Raw genomic sequence first — 16567 nt, 5'->3', positions numbered from 1 at the left:
CTGTCTTGGAGCGCGTCTCCTAGCCCGCTTCGATCAGTACGACGCCGAGGATGATGATCGCAATGCCGATCATCATCCTCGGCGTGAGTGGATCGCGCCAGACGATGCGCGCCAGCAGAGCGACCGCGGCGATGCCGACGGCGGTCCACACGCCGTAGGCGATCGCCACCGGGACCCCTGCGGCGAGGGTCAACGAGAGGAGGACGAACGACGCGACGTAGCCGAACGCGGTGGGGATCAGCCACAGTCGGCGGCGCATGCCGTCGGATGCGCGCAGGCAGAGCGTCGCCGCGAGCTCGCTGACGATGGCCAGTGACAGCCAGAGGGCGCTCACGCGGACACCTCGTCCACGGTGTTCTCGGCGGGCGGATGCGAACCGTTCTCGACCACCACGACACCGACCATCACGAGAGCGATGCCGACGATGCTGAGGGCACTGAGAGCTTCGTCGAAGATCACCCAGCCGAGCACCGCGGTCGCGGCGACGCCGAGAGCACCCCACGCACCGTAGGCGACACCGATCGGCATACCGGTGCGCAATGCGAGCCCGAGGAGCACGAAGGCGCCGACGTACGCCACGACGACGATCGCGATCCACGCCTTGTGATCGACCGACGCGCGAAGCGAAAGGGTGCCCGCCAGCTCCAGCGCGATGGCCGCGAGCAGCAGCGCCCATGCCTTCATGCGATCTCCGTTCGTCGGCGGGCCGGACCCCGCAGAGACAGGGTCCGGTCCGCCGACGTCAACATCGCGTCGCCGCCGAGTATTCCTCGGCGACGGCCGGTTTCGTTCCGGTCGTGCCGCTGGGGATCAGCTGCCGCCGCGCATGCCGAAGTCCTCGTCGCGGAACTCCCCGCCGAATCGTTCGTCGGCGTGGTCGTCCTCGCGGCGTCGGAGTTCGACACGGCGGATCTTCCCCGAGATCGTCTTCGGAAGTTCGAAGAACTCGACTCGGCGCACGCGCAGGTACGGCGGAAGGTGCTCACGTGCGTAGGCGAGGATCTCCCGGGCCGTGTCGGCGGTCGGGTCGTAGCCGGGCGCCAGGGCGATGTACGCCTTCGGAACGGCCAGGCGCACCGCGTCCGGGGCGGGCACGATGGCGGCCTCGGCGACGGCGGCGTGCTCGATGAGGACGCTCTCCAACTCGAACGGGCTGACCTTGTAGTCGGAGGCCTTGAACACGTCGTCGGTGCGACCGATGTAGGTGATGTACCCGTCGTCGTCGCGTTCGGCGACGTCGCCGGTGTGATAGAAGCCGCCGGACATGGCGAGAGCATTGCGCTCCTCATCGCCCTGGTAGCCGGTCATCAGCGTGAGCGGGCGACCCTGTGCACCGCTCAGATCGAGACACAGCTCGCCCTCGCCGGGGCCGTCGACCCTCTCGCCGGTCTCCGGGTCGACGAGGACGACGGGCACGCCGGGAAGCGGCCGCCCCATGGAGCCGGACTTCACCGGTTGGCCGGGGGAGTTGGCGATCGAGGCCGTGCACTCCGTCTGACCGAAGCCGTCGCGGATGGTCAGACCCCAGTGCTTCTCCACCTGGCTGATCACCTCCGGGTTGAGCGGTTCGCCCGCACCGATCGCCTCCCGGAGCGAATCGGGTCGGCCGCCGGACAGATCGGCGTTGATGAGCATGCGCCAGACGGTCGGCGGGGCGCAGAAGGTCGACACGTGCTCGTCGGTGATGCGGCCGAGAAGCGCCACGGCGTCGAACCGGGCGTAGTTGTAGACCAGGACCGCGGCCTCCGCGAGGAACGGTGCGAAGAAGTTCGACCACGCGTGCTTGGCCCAGCCCGGGCTCGAGATGTTGAGGTGGACGTCGCCGGGCCGCAGACCGAGCCAGTACATCGTCGACAGGTGCCCCACGGGATAGGAGACGTGCGTGTGCTCGACGAGCTTCGGCTTACTGGTGGTGCCGGAGGTGAAGTAGAGCAGGAGCCGGTCGGTCGACGAGTTCCCGGGATGCTCGACGGCCGGATCCTCGATGTCCGACGCCGTCGCGTAGTCGCGCCATCCCTCCGCGTCCCCGCCCACGACGAAGCGGTGGCCGACTCCCGCGACATCGGCGAACTTCGGGGCGTCGGCGACGTTGCAGATCGCGGCGACGGCGTCGCCTCGTGCGACGCGGTCCGCGAGATCGGCCGGACCGACCGCGGTGGTCGTCGGCATGATGACCGCGCCGATCTTGATGATCGCGAGCATCGACTCCCAGAGTTCCACCTGGTTGTTCAGCATGACGATCACGCTCTGCCCGCGCTGGACGCCGGAGTCCCGGAGCATGGCGGCGACCTGGTCGGATCGACGCGACAACTGTCCGAACGAGTACGACGCCCGCGATCCGTCGTCCTCGACGATCACGAGTCCGGGAGAGTCGTTCCCGCGCGCGTACGCGTCGAACCAGTCGTGGCCGAAGTTGAACGTGTCGCCGACGTCGGGCCAGGAGAACTCGGCGAGTGCATCGTCGTAGTCGGACCGGAGACGAAGGAGGGTGTCGCGCGCCGCGCGGAGACTGTCGGTTGCTGGCGATGTGGTCATGGATGAGATTCTCCCACCACAGGTGACTGCAGTCACACCCCTCCGAAGAGGGGTGCGGTCACGGTATGCGAGTGTGGATTCCATGCAGCACACACTCGCCGACGTCCTGCCGTCGGTCGCCGCGTCGTTCGGAGTGTCCGATCCGAACCCGCTCGCGATCGAGGAGAATCGCGACGTCGTGGTGCTGCTCGTGGACGGGCTCGGCGCGCAACTGCTGATCCGCGGCGCCCATGAGGCGCCCACCCTCGCCGGACACGTCACGACCACCTTGCGGGCGGGGTTCCCGGCCACGACGGCGACGAGTCTGACGAGCCTGGCCGTCGGAGCGCCGTGTGCCGTCCACGGGGTCATCGGGTACAGCTTCGCCGTCCCGACCGGAGCGGGAGGGCCTCGGACGCTCAACGCGCTGCGCTGGACCTACGACAACGCGGACGGTCCCGATGCGCGAGCCGAGGCGGAGCCCGAGTCGATCCAGACCGGGCCGAGCCGATTGGAGGCGCTCGCCGCCCGCGGTGTCGACGTCCACTACGTGGTCCCCGGCTATCAGGCGACGTCAGGGCTCACCCGTGCGGCGTTCCGTGCGGCCGGAACCGTCCATCCGGCGTCGACACTCGACGAGGTGCGTGCGGGCATCCTCGCCGTCGCCCGGCACGACGGTCCCGATCGACGGTTCGCTTACGCCTACTACCCGGGACTCGACATGGCCGGGCACCTGCACGGACCGGAGTCAGACGAATGGCACGAGCAGTTGCGCGCCGTCGAGAAGACGGTCGCCGACCTGTACGCCGATCTGCCTGCCACCTGCACCCTGCTGATCACCGGCGACCACGGGATGATCAGCGCCGGGACCAGAGTGGACCTCGACGCGGCACCGCAGCTGCATCGGGGTGTCCGGGCCGTCGCCGGAGAGGCGCGCGTGCGCCACGTCTACCTCGATCGACTCGATGCGCGCGACGACGTCGCCCAGACCTGGGCGGGCACTCTCGGTCCTCACGCCCGCGTCGCCACCCGCGAGCAGGCGTTCGACGAGCACTGGTTCGGCGACATCCGGCCCGAGCCCGGCATCGCCGCTCGCTTCGGCGACGTCATCGCCGTGGCCGAGGGCGACGCCGTCCTGCTCCGCCCCGAGGCCGAGCCGATGGAGTCCACACTCGTCGGGCATCACGGCGCATGGTCGGACGATGAGCAGTTCGTGCCGCTGGTGGTGCGTCGATGAGCCGCACGGCCGTCGTCGCGACCTCGTTCGCGTTCCTGGTCGCGATGATCGGGACCACCGTTCCCACCGCGCTGTACCCGATCTACGCCGACGAACTCGGATTCTCGTCGCTCACCGTGACGATCCTGTTCGCCGTCTACGCGTGCGGCGTGTTCGGGGCGCTGCTGCTGTTCGGTCGGCTCTCCGATCAGATCGGGCGCCGCCTGGTGCTGGTGGCCTCCCTCGTGTTCGCAGTGCTCAGCGCGATCATGTTCCTGATCCCGGCGAGCCTGGCGACCCTGATCGTGGGTCGAGTGCTCTCCGGTGTCAGTGCCGGCCTCATGACCGGTGCGGGCACCGCCGCCATCGTCGATCTGTTCCCGTCCGATCGGCGGGCGCGCGCCGGAATCCTCGCCGTCGCGGTCAACTCCGGCGGCCTCGCCATCGGCAATCTCGGCGGCGGGGTACTGGCCGACATCAGTCGGTCGCCCCTGGTGGTGCCGTTCGCGGCTCATCTGGTGCTGGCGGTGATCGCCCTGGTCGGCATGCGGTTGTTCGGGGAGGCCCCCGGGCCGCGCGGCGGCTTCGTCTTCCGGGTGCAGCGTCTGCGAGTGCCCGCTCAGATCCGCGGTGCCTTCGTCCGCGGCTCCCTCGCGGCGGGCGCGGGTTTCGCTTCCGGCGGAGTCCTGACCGCCGTCACCGGGATCTTTCTCGCCGACGACCTCGCGCTCACCGATCACGCGCTGGCCGGCTTCGTCGTCTTCCTCGTGTTCGCCTTCGTCGCGTCCGGGCAGCTGCTCGCGCGGTGGATTCCGCGCCGGTGGGCGATGCCGAGTGCCTGCGCGGGGATGGTGGTCGCGGCGGGGTTCTTGGCGTGGGCGTTGGCCGGGCCCCTGTTGGCGCCCCTGATCGTGGCGGCGATCGGCGTCGGCACGTCGTGCGGGATCTGTATGAACGTCGGCCTGGCGACCACCGTGGAGGAGGTGCCGGTGGCCGAGCGCGGCGGCGTCTCCTCGGCGTTCTTCATCGTGATCTACGTGATGCTGGCGTTCCCCGCGATCGGTGTCGGACTGCTCGCGGGCCCCCTCGGACTGCGCGATGCGGGACTGGTCTTCGCGGGCGTCGTCGCCCTGCTCGCCGCCGCCGTCGGCGTCGCGGACTACACGAGTTCGCGCCGCGCCGGAGGCGTCCGGGTCTAGGCGGCCCGAGTCACGTCGCGACGAATCTGCTCAGACGCGATTCCAGCGGTGCCTGGAGCGCGGACAGGACCAGGCACACGATCCAGTAGTAGACGGCCGCCGTGACGTACAGCGAGAGGAACTCGAAGGTCGGCGCCGCCGCGATCTGCGCGGTCCGGAACAGCTCGGTCACCAGGATCGTGGACGCCAACGAGGTGTCCTTGACCAACGAGATGAGGGTGTTCGACAGTCCCGGTGTCGCGATCCGCGCGGCCTGCGGAAGCACGATCAGCCGCATCGTCGCCGCGTAACTCATGCCGATGGTCTGGGCGGCCTCGGTCTGGCCCTTCGGCACGGCCATGATGGCGCCGCGGATCACTTCCGCCGCGTATCCGCCGACGTTCAACGAGAACGCGACCACGGCGGCCGGGAACGGCGACACCTTGATTCCGAGTTCGGGCAGCGCGTAGAAGATGATGAACAGCTGCACCAGCAACGGTGTGCCTCGCACGATGGAGATGTAGACGCGCGCGGGCCATCCGAGGAACGGCTTCGTCGACATCCGGGCGAGTGCGACGAGCACCGCGATCGCCAGGCCGATCACGAAGCTGATCGCAGCGAGCGGGATGGTCGTGGTGACGGTGGCCCTGGCCATCGGCCAGAGGTTGTCGGAGACCAGGCGCCATGTCGATCGTCCCTGGGCCGGCGCCTTCGCGGCCGAATCGCTCGCATCGGCCTTGAGATACTTCTGGGAGATTCTGGCGAGAGTGCCGTCGGAACGGAGCTCGTCGAGCGCGCCGTCGATGTCGTCGGTGAGCGGGCTGCCCTTGCGGAGCGCGAAGGCCTGTTCGCTCTTCTCACCGGTGTTCCCCGCGATCTTCACCGACGTGTCGCCCGTCTCGGCGAGATACGCGTAGACGGCGATGCTGTCGTTCACGGTGGCGTCGACGCGACCCTGCTGCAGGAGTTTGACGGCCTGCGTGAAGCCCTCCACCGTTTCGACCTTCGCGCCCGCCCGGCGGGCGAGATCGGTCCAGTTCGCCGTCGCCGTCTGGGCCGACGTCCGTCCCCGCAGATCGTCGAGGGAGGAGATCGAGGTGTCGTCGGCGCGGGTGACGATCACCCCTTCGCCGATGGCATACGGGGTCGACATCGAGTACTCGGCCTCGCGTTCGGGGGTGATCGTCACCTGGTTGGCGACCGCGTCGAACCGGTCGGCGCCGAGTGCGGCGAAGATCGAATCCCACGGGGCCTCGACGAATTCGGCTCGCTTCCCGAGCTTGTCGGCGACGGCCTTCGCCACGTCGACGTCGTAGCCGGCGAGCTGCCCGGTCGCGGCGTCGTGATAGCTGAACGGGCTGTATGTGCCCTCGGTGCCGAAGCGGATCACCCCGGAGTCCGAGTCGGAGGCGCTCGACGAGCACGCGGTGAGCAGGCCGAGGACGGCGATCACGACTGCGAACAGCGGTGCGATCGCGCGCATGCGGGACGTCATGGCCCGACAGTAGACCGCTGTGCGCCGGTGAGAGACGCCATTTCGTCGCGGCGCGCCGAACGCCTGTGCCCGGGAATCCGCCGTCCGGCCGATGCGTGGAACACTGGAAGGGTGATTCATCCTGTTCCGCCGCCGCATACCGCCGCGACCGTGATCACGGTGTCGGACCGCTGTGCCGCGGGCACCGCCGTCGACCGGTCCGGACCGCTGGCCGCGCAGCAGCTGGTCGATGCGGGATGGACGACGACGGTGACGGTGGTCCCCGACGAAGCCGCCGAGATCCAGGACGCGATCCGATGCGCCGTCGACGACGGATCGCGACTGGTCGTCACCACGGGCGGCACCGGCATCGCGCCGCGCGATGTGACGCCCGAGGCCACCGCGACGGTCCTCGATCGCGAACTGCCCGGATTGGCCGAGGCGATTCGCGCGGTCGGCATCGCGACGCTGCCGCAGGCCATGCTCTCACGCGCGGTGGCGGGCGTCCTCGATCGATCCCTGGTGGTGAACCTCGCCGGATCGACCGGTGCGGTCCGTGACGGTGTGCCGGTGATCCTGCAGATCGCCGCACACGTCGTCTCGCAGCTGGACGGAGGAGATCACGGATGATCACGATCTCCGCCGTGAGCGGCGAGCCGTTGGACGTGACCGAGCATCTGCGGGCGGTGGCCTCGCCGAGCGCCGGAGCCACCGCACTGTTCGTCGGAACCGTACGAGACAACGATCCGGACGCGGCCGGTCGCGTCGTCCTCCTGGAGTACAGCGCGCACCCGGATGCCGAGCGGGTCCTCGGCGAGATCACCGCGTCGCTCGACACCGACGACGTGCGGCTGGCGGTCAGCCACCGCGTCGGCGACCTCGCGGTGGGCGACGTCGCGATCGTGTGCGCGGTGTCGTCCGTGCATCGCGCCGCCGCCTACGAGGTCAATCGGGAGCTCGTCGAGCGCGTCAAGGCGGAGTTGCCGGTGTGGAAGAAGCAGGTGGAGTCCGACGGTGCGTCGGCGTGGATCGGTCTGGGCGGCCTGGCATGACCGATCTGCTCGTGGACCGATTCGGCCGGACCCATCGCGATCTGCGGATCTCGTTGACCGACAAGTGCAACCTGCGCTGCACGTACTGCATGCCCGCCGAGGGAGTGCCGTGGATCGCGAAACAGAACCTGCTGACCACCGACGAGATCGAACGGGTGGGGCGGGTGTTCGCCGATCTCGGCGTCGTCGAGGCACGGCTGACCGGGGGCGAGCCGTTGCTGCGACCGGACGCGGTCGAGGTGGTGCGTCGTCTGGCGGCGATCGAGACCGAGCGGGGGCGGCTGCGCGTGTCGATGACGACCAACGCACTCGGGCTCGCGCCGGTGATGGACGACCTCGTCGACGCCGGACTCGAACGGCTCAACATCAGCATCGACACACTCGACGCCGATCGGTTCCACCGGCTCACCCGCCGTAACCGGCTCGACGACGTCCTCGCCGGGATCGCCGCCGCACAGCGGTCGGGACTGCGGCCGCTGAAGCTCAACGCGGTCGCGATGCGCGGGGTGAACGACGACGAGTTCGTCGACCTCCTGCGGTTCGCCCGTGATCACGACGCTCAGCTGCGGTTCATCGAACAGATGCCTCTGGACGCCGGTCACACGTGGTCGCGCGCGGAGATGGTCGGCGGCGAGGAGATCCTCGACCGACTGTCGGCGGCCTTCACCCTGGAGCCGATCGGCGAGCGCGGTTCGGATCCGGCCGAGCTGTTCGTCGTCGACGGCGGTCCGACGACGGTCGGCGTCATCGCCTCGGTGTCGGCGCCGTTCTGCGGGTCGTGCGACCGCGTGCGGATCACCGCGGACGGTCAACTCCGCAACTGCCTGTTCGCCCGCGACGAGTCGGATCTGCTGGGGTTGCTGCGCGGAGGCGGTTCCGACGGCGATCTGACGGCGATGATCCGCCGCTGCATCGGCGAGAAGCGCGAGGGGCACGGGATCGACGGCCCGAACTTCCTCCAGCCGGACCGGCCCATGTCGGCGATCGGCGGCTGACGTCGGCGATCGGCGGCTGACGTCGGCGACCGACCGCTCGAGCCGCGACCCGGGCACACTCTCTCGTCGACCGCGGGCCGCTATCCGCCGGCGAACGGCGGGAGCACGTCGACCGTGGCGGTGTCGGGGGCGACGGCGTCGTCGTCGAGACGGGCGCCGTCGACCATGAGCGAGCACCGGCCGAGGACGGCCGCGAACTCGGGGCCGAGTTCGTCGGCGAGCGCCGCGCGGAGGGCACCGAGCGCGAGGGGACCGTCGAGGTATTGATCGCGTCGGCCCGCGGCGTCCGCGGCGCCCGCGAAGTATCGGATCTTCACTCGGCACGCTCCTGAATCAGAGTGGTGATCGCCGCGTGGGCGTCCTCGACCGCCAGGCCCTGTGCGACGGCGAGTCCCACGATATACGTGGTGATCGGTCCGGCCGGGCGGGCGACGTTGTGCGCGACGTCGCGGGTGAGGTCGAGCAGTGGCCGCAGGGGGACGTCGACCTCGCCCAGTCCGAGGGCGGGGGCGAGTTCGGCGATCCATGCGTCGAGATTGGGCAGGGGCTTGTCACTCATGAGCGTCTCCTTCGATCGTCGACAGATAGGTTCGGATGTCGTCGGGGGTGTCCAGGTCGATGCTCGCGTCGTCGAGGTCGGGCACCTCGCGCAGTCGCAGCCCGCGGAGGAGACGGCGCATCGACGCGCCGTCCGGGTCGCCGATCGCCGCCAGCGCGCCGCGCAGCGCGGCCACGCGGTATCGGCCGGCCAGCCACTGCGCGCGGCCGGCCGCATCGGTGAGGAGTACGCCGTCGTCGTCGCCGAGCGGCTCGTGGTCCAGGCGTCGGACGATTCGGTCGGCGCGCGGCAGATCGCAGGCGAGAAGCCAGGTCTGGTCGGCGTTCCCGAGAACCGCGAGTGCCGCGGCGACGGCGGCGACCGGTCCGCCGAAGGGCGGCTCCTCGCGGACCACGACCACGTCCGGCCTGGCGAGGCCGTCGGGACCCACCGCGACGACCGGGCTGCAGCCGATCAGGGCCGCGTACACGTGGTCGACGAGCGGGCGACCGGCGATGTCGACGGCGGCCTTGTCGGCGCCGCCGAGTCGGGACGCCCGGCCTCCCGCCACGACGATGGCGGCGGTCATCGCGACCAGTCGCCGTTCTTGCCGCCGGTCTTGCGGATGAGCTGGATCTGTTCGATGGTCACGGACTTGTCGAGTCCCTTGACCATGTCGACCACCGACAGTGCGGCGACGGAGACGGCGGTCAGTGCCTCCATCTCGACGCCGGTGCGGTCGGCGGTGCGGACCGTCGCGGCGATCTGTACGCCGTCGTCGGTGACGTCCAGATCGACGACGGCCCCGTGCACGCCGATCACGTGAGCCAGGGGCAGGAGCTCGGGAGTGCGTTTGGCGGCGGCGATCCCGGCGATGCGGGCCACGGCCAGCACGTCGCCCTTGGGGGCGGTTCCGTCGCGGAGCGCGTCGACGATGTGCGTGCCGCAGCGGACGAAGCCGGTCGCCGTCGCGCTGCGGACGGTCGGGGTCTTCTCCGTCACGTCGACCATGCGGGCGGCGCCCGCGCCGTCGAGGTGGGTGAACGGCTGATGCGAGGTCATGACAGGACCATCACTTCCACGATGTCGCCTTCGACGACCTGCTCGGTGTCGGCGGGGATCACGGCCAGTGCCTGCGCGACGGCCAGCGACGTCACCAGATGCGATCCGCTGCCGCCCGCGGTGGCCGGGCGGACTGTCGTCTCGTCGAGGAGGACGGGCAGGAACTGGGCGCGACCGGGCGGGCAGCGCCAGGACGTCGCCGCCGTCCGGTGCACCCGGGGGCGGTCGATGACGGTCCGTCCGGCCATCGCCAGAAGGGCGGGCCGCACGAATGTCTCGAACGAGACGGCGACGCTGACCGGGTTGCCCGGCAGGCAGAAGAACAGGCGACCGGCCTCGTCGGCGCCGAAGCCCTGCGGTTTGCCGGGCTGCATTCGCACCGGGCCGAACTCGATGGAGCCGGTGCGGTCCAGGACGGCCTTGACGACGTCGAATGCTCCGACACTGGCACCGCCGGACAGGATCACGGCGTCGGCGTCGATGCCGTCGAGCAGCGACGACAGGGCCGCCTCGTCGTCGGCCACCGTCGTGACGGTCACCAGGTCGGCGCCGGCGGCCGCCGCGGCGGCGGCGAGCAGCACCGAGTTGGATTCGGGGATCTCGCCGCGCCGCGGAGTGCCCGCCGGGTCGATGAGTTCGGAGCCCGTGGAGATCACGGCCACGCGCGGTGCGCGGTGCACGGGGATCTCGGTGTAGCCGGCGGATGCGATGGAGCTGAGCTGCCACGGGCCCAGCACCGTACCGGCGGCGACGGCGACGGCGCCGGCCGGGGAGTCGCCACCGGTGCGTCGGATGTGCGCGCCGTGCGCGGGCGCCGTCGTCACCGTGATCCGGGACGGTGGTTCGGTCGTGATCGTGGTGCCGAGATCGGTGTGCTCGAGGGGAATCACCGCGTCCGCATCGGAGGGCACGGGGGCGCCGGTCATGATCCGGGCGGCCTCGCCGACACCGATCGTCGGATCGAGGGACGACCCGGCGGGGACGTCGGCGATCACCCGCAGCACCGCGCCCTCGGCCGCATCGGCCGCACGGACGGCGTACCCGTCCATGCCGGAGTTGTCGAAGAGAGGCACGGGCCACCGTGACACCACGTCGTCGGCGAGGACCCGACCGGCGGCATCGGCGAGAGCGACGGTCTCGACCGGCGTCACGGCGACGGCGGCGAGGATGCGAGCGCGGTGCTCGTCGACGGTGATCATCACCTTGAGATGTTCCTTTCAGACCAGGCGGCATATCCGCCGAGGAGGATGCGCAGGTCGGCGCCGGGATGATGCGCGGCCAGAGCGTGCACCGCGGCGCGGGCGCGCGGGCCCTGCCCGCAGTAGACGACGGTGATCCCGGCGACCGGCACGGCGGCGGCGTCGGCGAGCAGGTCGTCCAGCGGCACCGTCACCGCGCCGGGAATCACTCCGGCGGCCGTCTCGTCGGGGCGACGCACGTCGATCAGGGTGGTCGCGTCCGTCGACGGCAGGTCGTCGACGTGTACCCGTCCGATCGCGGTGGTCGGCGCCGCCGGGGTCAGGGGCACCTCGTCGGTCCGCGATCCGAGGGCGTCCAGCACGAGCATCCTGCCCACGAGGGGTTCGCCGAAACCGCAGACGAGCTTCACCGCCTCGGTCACCAGGATGCCGCCGAGTTGTCCGCAGAGCGCACCCAGGACGCCGGCTTCGGCGCAGTTGGGCACCTCACCCGCCGGAGGCGGGGCGGGGAACACGTCGCGCAGGGTGATCGGTGCGCCGACGGGCGGGGCCGACCAGAACACGGTGGCCTGCGCGTCGAACCGCAGCACCGAACCCCACACGAGCGGTATGCCCAGGTCTGCGCAGGTGTCGGCGACGGTATAACGGGTGTCGAAACTGTCGCTGCCGTCGATCACCAGGTGATACCCGTCGAACACGTCCGCCGCGTTGTCGGCGTCGAGGTGTTCGCGATGCTCGACCACCTCGGTGTGCGGAGACAGCGCGCGCACCCGGTCGGCGGCGACCGCGGCCTTGAACGCACCGACATCGTCACGGCCGAACACGATCTGGCGCTGGAGGTTCGACGCGTCGACGGTGTCGTCGTCGACGATGCCGATGGTCCCCACGCCGGCGGAGGCCAGATAGAGAAGGACCGGGGAGCCGAGGCCGCCCGCCCCGATGACACAGACGCGTGCCGCGGCCAGTCGCCGCTGGCCGACGTCCCCGATCTCGGGGAGCCGGATCTGGCGCGCCGCGCGCAGCGTCTCGTCGGGGGGAATCGAGAGCGCGGGAGCGACGAGGGGCGGAACGGGCATGGTCTCAGGTTAACGCGGTGATCGACGGCCGGACCCGCCGCGGCGAGCGAGTCCGGAACTCACGGTCTATATGTGACATAACGGACTCGCGATCATGCCAGAACGGGAGCCCGACGGGAGGTGCGGCGACCCGTCCTCGACGAGTGCGGACACGCCTGCGTGCGAGGTGAGGGCGACGCCGGGCCGGCGATCGCGGATCGGACTCGTCGTCGGGCGGCACGCTCTCCTGAAACACGGAGATATTTCGGAAATTGTCCCGTGAACGCGGTGATAATCTCCCAATCGTGACTGAATTCCGGATCAGCCGTGCGGCTTCCCTTCTCGGTGTCAGCGACGACACGGTCCGTCGCTGGATCGATGCGGGCAAGCTCTCATCGCATCGGGACGAGGCCGGGCGCGCAGTCGTCGACGGGGCCGAGCTGGCTCGCTTCCTCGTCGACGGTGCGCAGGCGCCCGACGATCCCGTCGACCGTGCGTCGAGTGCGCGCAACCGCCTCGTCGGGATCGTGACCGGCGTCGTCAGCGACACGGTCATGTCTCAGGTCGAGATGCGCTGCGGACCCCACCGCATCGTGTCGTTGATGTCGACCGAGGCGGTCCGGGAACTCGGTCTGGAAGTCGGATCGCTCGCGACCGCGAGCGTCAAAGCTACGACGGTGATCGTGGAGACCCCGTCGGACAAGGAGAACGACCGATGAGTAGAACTGCACGGGTGTCGGCGGCGCTGCTGGCGCTGCTCGCGTTGATCCTGGCCGCGTGCGGCAGCAACGACGACAAGGCCGACGGGTCGAGCGATGCCAAGATCACGATCTTCGCCGCGGCGTCGTTGCAGGGGTCCTTCGACGATCTCTCGGCGGCGTTCACCAAGGCGCACCCGGAGTACACGGTGGCGCCGATCGTCTACGACGGTTCGCAGGCACTGGCCAAACAGATCGTCGAAGGCGCCGACGTCGACGTGATCGCCTTCGCCAACGAGTCGAGCCTGGATCCGGTCACCGAGGCCGGGCTCAGCGACAAGGGGAGCATCTTCGCGACCAACACGATGGAGATCGCGGTGGCCCCGGGCAACCCGAAGCACATCACCACGCTCGCGGATCTGGCGAAGCCGGACGTGACCACGGTGCTGTGCGCGCCGGAGGTGCCGTGCGGCAGCGCGTCGCAGAAACTGCTGAAGGCGGCGAACATCGATGTCAAGGCCGTGAGCGAGGAGACCAACGTCACGAGCGTCGTGACGCGCATCGCCAACGGTGAGGCCGATGCCGGTCTGGTGTACGCGACCGACGTCGCCGCCGCGGGCGACAAGCTCGAGGGTGTGACCCTGCCGAACGCCGACGACGCGATCAACCGTTACCCGATCGTCGTTCCGAAGAATGCGCCCTCGCCGGAGGCCGCGAAGGCGTTCGCCGACTTCGTGCTCTCCGCGGAGGGCCAGAAGATCCTCAAGCAGTACGGGTTCGGGCCTGCGTGAGACTGCCTCGTCCGCTCTATCTTCTGGCGCTGATCGGGTTCGCACTCCTGCTGCTGCCCATCGTGGGGCTGGTGTCCCGCGTGCGGTGGGAGACCCTCGGCGACGACCTGTTCTCGTCGGAGTCGATGACCGCGCTCGGGCTCTCCCTGGGCACGGCGGCGTGCGCGACGGTGGTCTGTGTGGTGGTCGGCCTGCCGATGGCGTTGCTGATCGGGCGGACCGGGCGCCGGACGGCGTCGGTCCTGCGGACCCTGGTGCTGGTGCCGCTCGTGCTGCCGCCGATGGTCGGCGGTCTCGCGCTCCTGTCGCTGTTGGGCAGATCGGGACTGATCGGCAGACCGATCTTCGAATGGAGTGGATACAGCCTGCCGTACACGACGGCCGCCGTCGTGGTGGCGCAGTCGTTCGTGGCACTGCCGTTCTTCGTGATCACCCTGGAGGGTGCGTTGCGGACGTCGGGGATCTCGCACGAGCAGATCGCCGCCACACTCGGCGCCGGTCGGTGGCGGGTGCTGTCACGGGTCACGTTGCCGCTGGTGATGCCGGGGCTGGTGGCGGGCACGGTGTTGAGTTTCGCGAGGGCGCTCGGTGAGTTCGGGGCGACGGCGCTGTTCGCGGGCAATGCACAGGGCGTCACCCGCACCATGCCGTTGGCCATCTACACCGCGTTCAACGGTGTCGGCGTGACACAGGACTCGGCGGTGGCGCTGTCGCTGCTGCTGCTGGTCAGCGCCGCGGTCGTGGTGTGCGGTCTGCGGTCCTGGCGCGAGGACGCGGTCCGATGAGCGGTGCACGGTTGAACGTCGACGCGCGGATCGGCCGGTCGCAGCTCGACGTGTCGGTGGCCTTCGACGTCGAGCCCGGCGGTTGCGTCGCGCTCCTGGGACCCAACGGCTGCGGCAAGTCGACGGTGCTCGGCGGCATCGCGGGACTGACCCGGCTCGACGGCGGGCAGATCAGTGTCGACGGGACATGTCTGGAGCGGGCGGGTTCGGTCCGACTGTCTCCGGACAAGCGCGGCATCGCTCTGCTCGATCAGCGAGCGAGGCTGTTCCCGCACTTGAGCGTCGAACAGAATCTGGCGTTCGGGCCGCGCGCGCACGGAGCGGGCCGGTCGCAGGTGCAGGCGATCGTCGCCGACTGGCTCGATCGGATCGGCCTGGCCGACCGCGCGCGTGCGAAGCCGCATCAGCTCTCGGGCGGACAGCAGCAGCGGGTCGCGATCGCGCGGGCGTTCGCCGCCCAGCCCCGGGTCATTCTGCTCGACGAGCCGTTCGCCGCACTGGACGCCGAGAGCACTCCGATCGTCCGTCAGGTCCTGGCCGACGAACTCACCCGCACCGGAGTCACCGCGGTGCTCGTGACGCACGAGATGTCCGATGCGTGGCAGTGGGCGGATCGATGTCTGGTGATGAATCGGGGGACGGTCGTCGAAGACGGGACCCCGGCCGATCTGACGTTGCGACCGCGACGCAGCTTCACCGCGGCGCTCGCCGGGTTCGGGGTCGTCGCGGGGCGGTGGCGAGGCGGGGCCCTGGACGTGAACGGTCGGACGTTGGCCGGCGAACTCGACGCCGACCTCGCCGACGGCGATGCGGCGGCCGGGATCGTCGCACCGCGCGATGTGGCCGCCGCACCGGCGACCGGATCGGATCCGGGCGTCGAACTCTCGGCGGTGTCGGTGCAGGCGGGCGTGGTCCGACTCGACACCGTGATCGGGTTGGCGGCCGAACTCGCGATGGAGGAGGCGATCGGACTCGGCGGCGGTGCGCTGCCGCAGGCCGGTCAGCGGTACCTCCTGATCCCGCAGCGCATGCGGATCGTCGGCGTCTGACGAGCGCAGCCCGGTACCGGACGACACAGAGAGTCGACACGGGCGGGCCGATCCGGCGTGCCCGGACGGACTATCCTCGACGGTGTGGGACGAATCACCGCGCGCTGGCCGATCACGAAGGTCTCGGTTGCCGAGAGCAGTGACCGTCGTGTCGACATGCTCGCCGTGGAGGAGCCGCTCGAGATCCGCGTCGCGGGTCGACCGCTGGTCGTCACGATGCGCACTCCCGGGCACGACGTCGAACTCGCCGCGGGCTTCCTCGTGTCCGAAGGCGTGATCGCCGGGTCCGACGACTTCTACTCGGCGATCCACTGCGGTGGACCGGGCACCGGCGGACAGGAGAACACGTACAACGTCCTCGACATCACGCTCGCCGCGCACGTCGCACCGCCGCGTCCGGAGGTCGAGCGATCCTTCTACACGACCAGTTCGTGCGGTGTGTGCGGCAAGGCCAGCATCGACGCCGTGCACACCGTGTCCGCATACGACGTCACCGCCGACGAGACCGTCGTGCGCGCCGACCGGATCGCCGAGTTCCCCGAGTCGCTGCGCGCGGCGCAGGCCGTCTTCGCCAAGACCGGCGGGCTGCATGCCGCCGCCCTGTTCGACGCCGCCACCGGCGAACTCCTGGTGCTCCGCGAGGATGTCGGACGCCACAACGCGGTCGACAAGGTGATCGGCTGGGCGCTGCTCAACGGTCGGCTCCCGTTGCGCGGCACCGTGCTCCAGGTGTCCGGTCGAGCGAGTTTCGAACTCGTCCAGAAGGCCGTGATGGCCGGAGTCCCGGTCTTGACCGCGGTCTCGGCGCCGTCGTCGTTGGCCGTCCAGTTGGCCAAGGACTCCGGGCTGACACTGGTCGGTTTCCTTCGCGGATCCACCATGAACGTCTACACGCACGCCGACCGCATCGACAATCCACTTCCGACCACCGTGAGGGGCTGACATGACCGACATCTCCAAC

General features: G+C 70.0%; 20 protein-coding genes. 10 read left to right on the top strand and 10 right to left on the bottom strand.

Going from position 1 to position 16567, the window contains the following annotated elements; all coding sequences use genetic code 11:
• Positions 1 to 19: 19 nt before the first annotated feature.
• From BKA16_RS16240 to BKA16_RS16230, 3 genes are all read right to left on the bottom strand, one after another.
• Positions 20 to 334: an SMR family transporter gene (locus tag BKA16_RS16240; protein WP_183371660.1), complete on the bottom strand. Its 315-nt coding sequence runs from the start codon at positions 332 to 334 to the stop codon at positions 20 to 22.
• The gene (locus BKA16_RS16235) at positions 331 to 684 is read right to left on the bottom strand and encodes a DMT family transporter (RefSeq protein WP_183371659.1); all 354 of its coding nucleotides are present in this window, start codon (positions 682 to 684) and stop codon (positions 331 to 333) included. Before BKA16_RS16235 ends, BKA16_RS16240 begins: the two co-directional genes overlap by 4 nt.
• Positions 685 to 810: 126 nt before the next feature.
• The gene (locus BKA16_RS16230; protein ID WP_183371658.1) at positions 811 to 2535 is read right to left on the bottom strand and encodes an AMP-binding protein; all 1725 of its coding nucleotides are present in this window, start codon (positions 2533 to 2535) and stop codon (positions 811 to 813) included.
• An 82-nt stretch (positions 2536 to 2617) separates the two neighbouring features.
• Between BKA16_RS16230 and BKA16_RS16225 the strand changes: the two genes are divergently transcribed.
• Both BKA16_RS16225 and BKA16_RS16220 read left to right on the top strand, forming a co-directional pair.
• Positions 2618 to 3751 (top strand): alkaline phosphatase family protein, encoded by a 1134-nt coding sequence (locus tag BKA16_RS16225; RefSeq protein WP_183371657.1) that lies wholly within the window; start codon positions 2618 to 2620, stop codon positions 3749 to 3751.
• Positions 3748 to 4929 carry an MFS transporter gene (locus BKA16_RS16220; RefSeq protein WP_183371656.1) on the top strand — a complete coding sequence of 394 codons (1182 nt, stop codon included), beginning with the start codon at positions 3748 to 3750 and terminating at the stop codon, positions 4927 to 4929. Before BKA16_RS16225 ends, BKA16_RS16220 begins: the two co-directional genes overlap by 4 nt.
• 10 nt (positions 4930 to 4939) lie before the next feature.
• Here BKA16_RS16220 and BKA16_RS16215 read toward each other — a convergent pair whose 3' ends face one another.
• The gene (locus tag BKA16_RS16215) at positions 4940 to 6403 is read right to left on the bottom strand and encodes an ABC transporter permease subunit (protein WP_246371794.1); all 1464 of its coding nucleotides are present in this window, start codon (positions 6401 to 6403) and stop codon (positions 4940 to 4942) included.
• Positions 6404 to 6514: 111 nt separating this feature from the next.
• Between BKA16_RS16215 and BKA16_RS16210 the strand changes: the two genes are divergently transcribed.
• Genes BKA16_RS16210 through moaA form a run of 3 tightly spaced genes read left to right on the top strand, consistent with a single transcriptional unit; the run spans position 6515 to position 8429 of the window.
• Positions 6515 to 7012 carry a molybdenum cofactor synthesis domain-containing protein gene (locus BKA16_RS16210; RefSeq protein WP_183371655.1) on the top strand — a complete coding sequence of 166 codons (498 nt, stop codon included), beginning with the start codon at positions 6515 to 6517 and terminating at the stop codon, positions 7010 to 7012.
• Entirely contained in the window at positions 7009 to 7434 is a 426-nt protein-coding gene (locus tag BKA16_RS16205; RefSeq protein ID WP_183371654.1) for a molybdenum cofactor biosynthesis protein MoaE, read from the top strand. The genes BKA16_RS16210 and BKA16_RS16205 overlap by 4 nt, the downstream gene beginning before the upstream one ends.
• Entirely contained in the window at positions 7431 to 8429 is a 999-nt protein-coding gene (gene moaA / locus BKA16_RS16200) for a GTP 3',8-cyclase MoaA (protein ID WP_183371653.1), read from the top strand. The genes BKA16_RS16205 and moaA overlap by 4 nt, the downstream gene beginning before the upstream one ends.
• Positions 8430 to 8509: 80 nt before the next feature.
• Here moaA and BKA16_RS23930 read toward each other — a convergent pair whose 3' ends face one another.
• Genes BKA16_RS23930 through BKA16_RS16170 form a run of 6 tightly spaced genes read right to left on the bottom strand, consistent with a single transcriptional unit; the run spans position 8510 to position 12304 of the window.
• A complete protein-coding gene (locus tag BKA16_RS23930) occupies positions 8510 to 8746 on the bottom strand; it encodes a MoaD/ThiS family protein (protein ID WP_183371652.1) in 237 nt (78 codons plus the stop codon).
• Positions 8743 to 8988, bottom strand: a complete 246-nt coding sequence (locus tag BKA16_RS23925) for a DUF6457 domain-containing protein (protein WP_183371651.1) — start codon at positions 8986 to 8988, stop codon at positions 8743 to 8745. Before BKA16_RS23925 ends, BKA16_RS23930 begins: the two co-directional genes overlap by 4 nt.
• Entirely contained in the window at positions 8981 to 9556 is a 576-nt protein-coding gene (mobA, locus tag BKA16_RS16185; RefSeq protein WP_183371650.1) for a molybdenum cofactor guanylyltransferase, read from the bottom strand. The genes BKA16_RS23925 and mobA overlap by 8 nt, the downstream gene beginning before the upstream one ends.
• Positions 9553 to 10029, bottom strand: a complete 477-nt coding sequence (gene moaC, locus BKA16_RS16180) for a cyclic pyranopterin monophosphate synthase MoaC (protein ID WP_183371649.1) — start codon at positions 10027 to 10029, stop codon at positions 9553 to 9555. Before moaC ends, mobA begins: the two co-directional genes overlap by 4 nt.
• Positions 10026 to 11228: a molybdopterin molybdotransferase MoeA gene (locus tag BKA16_RS16175; RefSeq protein WP_183373123.1), complete on the bottom strand. Its 1203-nt coding sequence runs from the start codon at positions 11226 to 11228 to the stop codon at positions 10026 to 10028. The genes moaC and BKA16_RS16175 overlap by 4 nt, the downstream gene beginning before the upstream one ends.
• The gene (locus BKA16_RS16170; RefSeq protein WP_183371648.1) at positions 11228 to 12304 is read right to left on the bottom strand and encodes a ThiF family adenylyltransferase; all 1077 of its coding nucleotides are present in this window, start codon (positions 12302 to 12304) and stop codon (positions 11228 to 11230) included. Before BKA16_RS16170 ends, BKA16_RS16175 begins: the two co-directional genes overlap by 1 nt.
• A 284-nt stretch (positions 12305 to 12588) precedes the next feature.
• Between BKA16_RS16170 and BKA16_RS16165 the strand changes: the two genes are divergently transcribed.
• The 5 genes from BKA16_RS16165 to fdhD all read left to right on the top strand — a co-directional run bounded on the left by BKA16_RS16165 (position 12589) and on the right by fdhD (position 16548).
• The gene (locus BKA16_RS16165) at positions 12589 to 13002 is read left to right on the top strand and encodes a TOBE domain-containing protein (protein ID WP_183371647.1); all 414 of its coding nucleotides are present in this window, start codon (positions 12589 to 12591) and stop codon (positions 13000 to 13002) included.
• Complete coding sequence (gene modA, locus BKA16_RS16160) at positions 12999 to 13772, top strand: molybdate ABC transporter substrate-binding protein (RefSeq protein WP_183371646.1); 774 nt, start codon at positions 12999 to 13001, stop codon at positions 13770 to 13772. Before BKA16_RS16165 ends, modA begins: the two co-directional genes overlap by 4 nt.
• Positions 13769 to 14557 (top strand): molybdate ABC transporter permease subunit, encoded by a 789-nt coding sequence (gene modB, locus BKA16_RS16155; protein WP_183371645.1) that lies wholly within the window; start codon positions 13769 to 13771, stop codon positions 14555 to 14557. The genes modA and modB overlap by 4 nt, the downstream gene beginning before the upstream one ends.
• Entirely contained in the window at positions 14554 to 15606 is a 1053-nt protein-coding gene (locus BKA16_RS16150; protein WP_183371644.1) for a sulfate/molybdate ABC transporter ATP-binding protein, read from the top strand. Before modB ends, BKA16_RS16150 begins: the two co-directional genes overlap by 4 nt.
• An 84-nt stretch (positions 15607 to 15690) precedes the next feature.
• On the top strand, positions 15691 to 16548 hold the full coding sequence (fdhD, locus tag BKA16_RS16145) for a formate dehydrogenase accessory sulfurtransferase FdhD (RefSeq protein ID WP_183371643.1): 858 nt from the start codon (positions 15691 to 15693) through the stop codon (positions 16546 to 16548).
• The last annotated feature ends 19 nt before the right edge of the window (positions 16549 to 16567 follow it).

The sequence above is a fragment of the Gordonia humi genome (genome assembly GCF_014197435.1).
GTDB classification, from domain to species: Bacteria; Actinomycetota; Actinomycetes; order Mycobacteriales; family Mycobacteriaceae; genus Gordonia; species Gordonia humi.
This window is presented reverse-complemented; position numbering and strand designations above follow the sequence as displayed.